Source organism: Prosthecobacter sp. (assembly GCF_029946185.1).
Classification (GTDB): Bacteria; Verrucomicrobiota; Verrucomicrobiia; order Verrucomicrobiales; family Verrucomicrobiaceae; genus Prosthecobacter.
On record NZ_JAQSEA010000040.1, the window covers coordinates 1 to 7,216 of the forward strand.

At 57.9% G+C, this 7,216-nt stretch carries 7 protein-coding genes and 1 pseudogene; 2 read left to right on the forward strand and 6 right to left on the reverse strand.

Going from position 1 to position 7,216, the window contains the following annotated elements; all coding sequences use genetic code 11:
* From pyrG to PSV43_RS02115, 4 genes and pseudogenes are all read right to left on the reverse strand, one after another.
* Positions 1-256 (reverse strand): annotated as a pseudogene (gene pyrG / locus PSV43_RS02100) (CTP synthetase); the annotation flags it as partial.
* 35 nt (positions 257-291) lie between these two features.
* Positions 292-1,047 carry a 3-deoxy-manno-octulosonate cytidylyltransferase gene (gene kdsB / locus PSV43_RS02105; RefSeq protein WP_300193193.1) on the reverse strand — a complete coding sequence of 252 codons (756 nt, stop codon included), beginning with the start codon at positions 1,045-1,047 and terminating at the stop codon, positions 292-294.
* A 232-nt stretch (positions 1,048-1,279) separates the two neighbouring features.
* Complete coding sequence (locus PSV43_RS02110; RefSeq protein ID WP_300193195.1) at positions 1,280-1,561, reverse strand: SWIB/MDM2 domain-containing protein; 282 nt, start codon at positions 1,559-1,561, stop codon at positions 1,280-1,282.
* Positions 1,562-1,703: 142 nt separating this feature from the next.
* Positions 1,704-2,867, reverse strand: a complete 1,164-nt coding sequence (locus PSV43_RS02115) for an ATP-binding protein (RefSeq protein ID WP_300193198.1) — start codon at positions 2,865-2,867, stop codon at positions 1,704-1,706.
* A gap of 12 nt (positions 2,868-2,879) precedes the next feature.
* Between PSV43_RS02115 and cutA the strand changes: the two genes are divergently transcribed.
* On the forward strand, positions 2,880-3,185 hold the full coding sequence (cutA, locus tag PSV43_RS02120; protein WP_300193200.1) for a divalent-cation tolerance protein CutA: 306 nt from the start codon (positions 2,880-2,882) through the stop codon (positions 3,183-3,185).
* 42 nt (positions 3,186-3,227) lie between these two features.
* On the opposite strand, the gene PSV43_RS02125 is transcribed toward cutA, so the two are convergent.
* Both PSV43_RS02125 and PSV43_RS02130 read right to left on the reverse strand, forming a co-directional pair.
* The gene (locus PSV43_RS02125) at positions 3,228-3,530 is read right to left on the reverse strand and encodes a hypothetical protein (RefSeq protein ID WP_300193203.1); all 303 of its coding nucleotides are present in this window, start codon (positions 3,528-3,530) and stop codon (positions 3,228-3,230) included.
* A gap of 524 nt (positions 3,531-4,054) precedes the next feature.
* The gene (locus tag PSV43_RS02130; protein ID WP_300193205.1) at positions 4,055-5,377 is read right to left on the reverse strand and encodes a glutamate--tRNA ligase family protein; all 1,323 of its coding nucleotides are present in this window, start codon (positions 5,375-5,377) and stop codon (positions 4,055-4,057) included.
* 135 nt (positions 5,378-5,512) lie between these two features.
* Between PSV43_RS02130 and PSV43_RS02135 the strand changes: the two genes are divergently transcribed.
* Positions 5,513-6,970, forward strand: a complete 1,458-nt coding sequence (locus PSV43_RS02135) for a hypothetical protein (RefSeq protein WP_300193208.1) — start codon at positions 5,513-5,515, stop codon at positions 6,968-6,970.
* Positions 6,971-7,216: the final 246 nt, after the last annotated feature.

Here is a 7,216-nt window from a genome sequence, read left to right on the forward strand (position 1 = left end):
TAAGCCGCGAGAGGTTCGTGTGCGTAAAGCGCTCGTAATGGCCCAGGTCCAGATCGGTTTCCGCGCCGTCATCCAGCACATACACCTCGCCATGCTCGTACGGGTTCATCGTACCGGGGTCGATATTGAGGTACGGGTCAAATTTCTGCATGATGACCCGCAGGCCGCGCAGCTCGAGCAGTGTGCCCAGCGAGGAGGCTGCAAGGCCCTTGCCAAGTGAACTAACGACGCCGCCTGTGACAAAAATGTATTTCATGGATCCTTCTCGGTTGGAGGTTGTAGGGGCGCAGTTCAAGAAGATTGTTTTTGAAGATGCTTTTCAATCGCGTCCGCCTGCTCCCGCGTATCCACGCCGGGGGAGAGCTCGTCCGTCAGCACCACGCGGATGCGCGAGCCGTTTTCCAAGGCGCGGAGCTGCTCCAGCGACTCCGTCTGCTCCAGCCGCGAAGGCGGCCAGGCGACAAATTGAAAAAGGAAGCTGCGCTGAAAACCGTAAATCCCCAGATGGCGGTAGCTGCGCGGCCACGCCTCAGCATTGCGCAGGTACGGCAGCGGCGACCGCGAAAAATACAGCGCATCTCCATTCGTGTCGAAGATGACCTTCACCACATTCGGGTCACTGATTTGCTCCGCATCCTGAATCGGCGCGGCAGCGGTGATCATCTTCACGTCGGGATCAGCGCGCAGCGTGCGGGCCAGTTCGTCAATCAGCGCCGGTGAGATCAGCGGCTCATCTCCCTGCACATTGATGATAGTACCGTGGTCCGGGTACGAATTCGCCGCCTCGGCGATGCGATCCGTGCCGCTCGGATGCTCCGGCGCAGTCAGCACGAATTTGGCCCCGAAACCCGCCGCTGCCTCCGCAATGCGGGCGTTATCCGTGGCGATGATCACATCGTCAATCTCCCGGCACTCCTGGCAGCGCTCCCAGACATGCTGCACCAGCGGTTTGCCGGCGATGAGGTGGAGCGGTTTGCCTGGGAACCGGGTGGAACCCCAGCGGGCAGGTATGGCTACGAGGGTGCGTGGAGTGTCGGTGGTTGCCAAGGTGGTGTGACGAGCAGGTTCCCCTGAGATCACGCGGAAGAGCGGGCGATGCAAGGGAGATTTGATTCAGTCGTACCTCAGCCATCGGGCACAAGCCTATCATCATCAAACAGCCACCTACACCCAGACGCAGAAAACCCGCAGATCAGCTAGATCTGCGGGTTTTTAAATAGGCACACATTCTCACAGATTCCCCCAAAATTCAGGGGAACCAGCGGACGCCGGGCTTACCTTACTTGACGTGGGCCGAGACGAGCTTCGTCATCTCAAACATCGTCACCTGGCTCTTGCCGCCAAAGACAGCCTTCAGCGCTTCGTCAGCGTTGATGTTGGTCTTCTTGGTCTGGTCCTGCAGACCATTCTTCTTGATGTATTCCCACAGTTTCTTGGTCATTTCGCCGCGGGAAAGCGGAGTGGAGCCGATCACCTTCGCGAGAATCTCATCCGGTTGGACGGGTTTGCTCAGGGCAGGGTTCAGTTTGCGGACGGGTTTCGGTGTGGTTGAATCAGACATGGGGGTAAATGCTGGCAGAATTCTGCCCCACGGTCAACCTCCGTCATGCACAGGATTGATCCGATGTAATAAATGTGACCTTTAGTGTGATATTTATAGAAAATAAACCATCCGCATAAAAAAACCGACCGTAGTGGGACGGTTACCGGTCAGATTTCTCCTCCCTATCCCCTCCCGCCTCCAGCATCCGCACATTTTTCGCCACCAGCGGCAGCCACAGACTCACCCGCGTCCCCAGCCCCTCACGGCTTTCAATGTCAATCTCCCCCCCGTGCTCACGGATGATGCGGCGCACAATCAGCAGCCCCAGGCCCGTGCCCGTGGTCCGGGTGGTCGCAAAGGGCTGGAACAGCTTCCCCATCTGCTCCGCATTGATCCCCTTCCCCGTGTCTTCAAAACTCAGCCTCACCTCAAAATCAGTAAAGGTGCCGTTGATCGTCAGCGTGCCCCCCTTCGGCATCGCCTGGCAGGCATTGCGGATCAGATTGTACACCGCCTGCTTCATCTGCCCGGGGTCCAGCGGCATGGCAGGCAAATCAGAGCGCAGGTCCAGCTTCAGCTTCACCTTGCAGGCCTCGATCTCCGGGTGGAGAAAGCGCACACATTCCTCCAGCAGCTCGCGCAACTGCACGCGCTGAAATTGCGGCTTCGTCGGCCGGATCGCCGCAAGAAACTGGCCAATGATAAAATCCAGCCGCTTGATCTCACCCGTAGCCACATCCAGGTGCTCGCGCAGGCTAGCTCCCTTCGCCCCCATCTTCTTGAGCCGTCGTTCAAGGAGCTGCAAATGGATCGTCAAAGAATTGAGAGGATTCCCCAGCTCATGCGCCACACCCGCCGCCAGCAGCGTGAACGCATTCAGCCGCTCGCTTTCCAGTTGCTCCTCCGTCCGCTTGCGCGTCTCCGTCACATCACGGATCAGCATCACAAACCCCAGCGCCGAGTCATCATCAATGCTGGTGATGTAGAAATTGAGGTAGCGGTTCTCAGGGTAAAACACCTCCAGATCCCGGCTCACCACCGTCCCCGGCTTCAGCAGTTCATTCCAGTCCAGCCCCCGCACCCCCTGCGCCAGCCGCTGACCGATCACCTGATCCTGCTTCAGGCCAAAGAACGTGCAGGCCGCCCGGTTCACGTACGTGACCTTGCCCTCCGTATCCAGCAGAATCACGCCCTCCTGCAGTGCCTCGAACACCTTCTCCTGAAACTTCTTTTCCCGTACCAGCTCCAGCACAATGCCCTGAACCTCCCCCGGTTCCAGGCGGTCCATGCGTTTGATAAGCTTGTCGATGAAGGCAGATCTCATAAGTTGGCGGTCATGAACGACATCCTCATCGTCCTTTGCACCTTCCCCGATATCGAGAAAGCCCGCGAGACTGCCACGGCCCTGGTAGAATCGCAACTCGCCGCCTGCGTCAATCTCATCCCCGCCATCGAATCCATCTACCGCTGGCAAGGCAAAGTCGAAACCGCCCCCGAAGTCCTAGCCATCTTCAAAACCACCCCCGCCGCCTGGCCCAGGTTTGAGCAGCGGCTCAAAGAGCTTCACCCCTACGAAGTCCCCGAGATCGTCGCCCTCAAGCCGGAAAATGTGAGCGCAAAGTATGCGCGATGGGTGGGCTAAAGTGTGGGGTGATCTCTCCCGCCAGCCTCACGCTATTCTCGCTCAGTCTTCATGGAGTGCAAACAATCCCCTGGCGGCCTCGACCTGTTCACACCACTCGGGTGGTTCAGGCCCAATCCAAAAACGACTGTTGTCCCCGAACGGCTCCCACGCCCTGAACGACTGTCCGCTCAATTCAAATTCACAGAACTCATCCTCTCGAAATTCAGACAGCCATTTTGGCTCACGAAGAAGCCGCACTCCAGGAAAAGAACGAATCAACTCACACAGCTCTCGCCGCCCGATATTTTCAATCTCAAAGGCGTAAACACGACCTTCGGGATCTTTGAGATCATAGATTCTCATCGAGGATAAGCACTGATATAATCTAGCATCACCTAGAGCGAACTATGCCTGTTCATTTGGGTCAGGTATTTGTGATAATTTTTCACCACGAAGTTTCCGCAGGAGGAGCGGAACTTTGGGATAGGCGTGAAAGAACTCATGTGGGGTTGTGAAGTCATGATGCTCACGTAAAAAATCTGCTCCCGTCGCAACATCCATGACCTCGAGATCGCACTCACCTGACTCCCAGAGCGTCACACGTCCAATTGCATTTTCGCTCTCGTAATCGAGACACAGTGAGGGCTTCGCAGTGGGTTTCCCATAGGACAAAGAGTAGCCGATTCGGAAAGCTCTCCATCTCGAAATGAGACCGGGTTGATAGCGATCAAACCCGCGCCCAGAGATTAGATTATGAAATGTTTCTTCGAATGGCATCTGAGTCCTGAAGTGAACAACCGAAAAGCCAACGCGTTTTAGTGCACGCGTATTGCAATACGCACAGCAATTTTGTCGAGCGCTCAGCCTGTCTCAAATTCATTTCGCGATTACACACCCATCACCTCACCCAGCGCCCGCTGAATCCTCCCCAGCGTCTTCTCCTTCCCAATCAGATGCGCAATCGTCGTCACCCCCGGCCCGCGTGACTGCCCGCTCAGCGCAAAGCGCAGCAGCGGCATCATCGCACCCGGTTTCACACTCAGCGCCTTCGCTGCCGCTTCCACGGCATCATGCACGCTCTGCTCAGTCCATTCCGCAGCCTGCGCCAGTTGCTCAGCAGCAGCCTTCAGCAGCCCCGCATTCTCAGGCTTCGCCTTGAGCTTCGTCACCACATCCGCCTCAAAGGGATAGTCCTCGCGGAAGAAGTAATGCACCCACTCAGGCAACTCAGTGAGCAGGCTCACCTTCTCGCGCACACTGTACACAGCAGCCGCAGCCACAGCATCATCTTCCCACGTCAGACCAGCGGCGCTCAAAAAGCGACGACCGTTTTCTAGCAGCCCCTCAGGACTCAGCTCACGCAAATACTGCGCATTGAACCACAGCGCCTTCTTCAGATCAAACTTCGCGTTACTGCTGTGAATCGCATCCGCGTCAAACAACGCCGTCAGTTCCTCACGCGAAAGCTTTTCGCTCTCCGCCTTCGGCGTCCATCCCAGCATGCAGAGGTAGTTGAACACCGCAGCAGGCAGGAACCCAGCGTTCATGTAGCTGTGCTCAATGGCACTCCCTTCATCACGCTTGCTCATCTTGCTGCCGTCCGGATTCAGGATCAGCGGAATGTGCGCATACGTCGGCGGCGTAGCCCCAAACGCATTGAACAGATCAATGTGCTTCCACGTGTTCGAAAGATGATCCTCACCACGCAGCACGTGCGTCATGCGCATCTCAATATCATCCACCACGTTCACAAAGTGGAAGATGTAGCTGCCATCCGGGCGGCGAATCGTCATATCCGGCTCCTCGGTCGGCGCAAACGTCACATCTCCGCAAACCAAATCATGCACCGTGATCGCCGTGCGGCTGAATTTGAAGCGCATCGCACCATCCGCCTCCGCATACACGCGACCGGCGTCCTCCAGCCTCTTGAAATACGCATCATAGATGTCCTTCCGCTGGCTTTGAAAATACGGCCCACAATCACCGCCCGCCTCCGGGCCTTCATCCCAGTCCAGCCCGAGCCAGCGCATGCCCTTGATGATCCCCGCAGCAGCCTCCGCCGTGTTGCGTGCACCATCGGTGTCTTCCACACGCAGGATGAATGTGCCGCCGAGCTTGCGCGCCATCAGCCAGTTGAACAACGCCGTGCGGGCGCCTCCGACATGAAGATCACCAGTGGGGGAAGGAGCAAAGCGAACGCGAATGGACATGGATGTAAGTGGGTTGGTACAGCCGTTTTATCGCGCAGAGCGATCATGAAACGGGGCGTGACAATAGCCGGGATTCGCCAATTCAAATTTCAAATCTCAAATTTCAAATCCCTCAGGACTGTTTATGCTCCCTCCATGAAGATCTCCCGCATCATCCTCATCCTTCTTGGCCTCGGCCTGCTGCTCGCAGTCGCCGCACCTCTGGGCGGCGTCTGGTGGCTGCGCCAGTATGTGAACAAAGAGCGCCTCACGCTGGAGACCGAGAAGAACATCAATGCACGCGTCCAGCTCGATGACGTAACCCTCACCATCCTTTCCTGGCCACCCAGCCTCCGCCTCACTGGCATCAAGATCGGCCCGCGTGATCAATACGCCGGCACCCCCATCGCGGCTCGCCCGCCCATGCAGCATGCCCCCGTTCAGGCCGAAATGGCCTATCTGGAACTGGTCCCCGAAGGCCTCTGGCACCGTCAATTTTATCCCCGTGTACTCCGCCTCATCGGCCTGGATGTCACCGAAACTGTCAGCCCCCAGGACGGCAGCTCTCTCCAAAAGCTCTTTCAGCCACCCCCGGAAAAACTCGCCCAGATGCAAATGGACGAGGTGCCCCGTGCCATCCCCGTCCAAACCGCACCGCCCGTGACCGCCGTCCCTGCACCGGGAGCGCCACCACCCGCTTTGACCACGCCCCCCATCACGGCACCACCCGCAGCGCCCCAGTCCACCGCCACCCGCATGTCCCTCCAGGAAATCAGCATCGAGCAGGCCCATTTCCGCATCACCAATCAGAGCGTCGATTCGCAGTTCAAGGCAGACATCAGCAACTTCAGCCTCGCTCTCACCGAAATCGACATCGACCCCGAAGATCTCACCGCCCACAACCGCCTCCACATCCGTCTCGCCGCCAAGGTGCTGGTGGACGGCGTGACAAACATCGGCGGCCAACCCCGTCAGGTGCGTTTTGCCGACATGACCCTCCATGGCGACGGCGAGGTAAATCCGGTCGATCCCACCACTCGGATGTGGTCCCCTGCGGCAGATCTGAACCTCACCATTGACCGTGGCTCCTCCATCGGCGGCAACATGACCATCGGCGAGACCGCCGGCCAGCATCTGGACAAGCTCATGAAATACGGCATCGACCTCCGTGCCATCCGCATCGGCGGCATCCTCGCGCAGGATGTGCACGCCCACATCCTCTACCGCGAGCAGTCTCTCCGCTTCCTTGAAGACACAGTCATTTCGCTGCCCGACTACGAGTACACCATCAAGCGTGACTCATGGATGGACTTCGCCAAAGATCAGCAGGGCCTCCTCACCCGGCTCTCCTGTGGGGATGCCCTCAAGCAAAGCCTCATGCAGGGCATCGCCAGTCGCGGCATCAATCGCACACTCTCGCAGCTCGCAGTCGAAGCCCTCTCCGACAGCCGCGGCCGCCTCACCTTCGACCTCACCATCACCGGCTCCCTCTCACATCCCGAGGTCAAACCCGACCTCCAGGTGAAGCTCGAAAACCTCCTCGGAAATGACATCGAAGAACAAGCCAAAGGCCTCATCAACACCTTCAAAGGCCTCAAAGGACTCTTCAAATAACGCATCTGCCGCACCTGCCAGTTTTAGATTCCGCCAACAGTCCACACCTCTAAAAAGACAGTGCAATGTGGCAAGAATGCCACTCATTAATGGTACTCGGTTAAGACCGCCTTTCGTCGATTTCATGCTGTTAGCCGCCGACGTTTCCCAGTGGAAGAACGGCACCTTTTCACCACTCTGCCCCGCCACACACCAGCCCTGAATGGGCTGCGGAATATAGCCCAGGGTCAGCCGAGCCTCAGCGAG

Coding starts and splice junctions, on each gene's coding strand:
- cutA (WP_300193200.1), top strand. CDS start 2,880: ATGAACGACATCCTCATCGTCCTTTGCACCTTCCCCGATATCGAGAAA.
- PSV43_RS02135 (WP_300193208.1), top strand. CDS start 5,513: ATGAAGATCTCCCGCATCATCCTCATCCTTCTTGGCCTCGGCCTGCTG.
- PSV43_RS02115 (WP_300193198.1), bottom strand. CDS start 2,867: ATGAGATCTGCCTTCATCGACAAGCTTATCAAACGCATGGACCGCCTG.
- PSV43_RS02130 (WP_300193205.1), bottom strand. CDS start 5,377: ATGTCCATTCGCGTTCGCTTTGCTCCTTCCCCCACTGGTGATCTTCAT.
- PSV43_RS02110 (WP_300193195.1), bottom strand. CDS start 1,561: ATGTCTGATTCAACCACACCGAAACCCGTCCGCAAACTGAACCCTGCC.
- PSV43_RS02125 (WP_300193203.1), bottom strand. CDS start 3,530: ATGAGAATCTATGATCTCAAAGATCCCGAAGGTCGTGTTTACGCCTTT.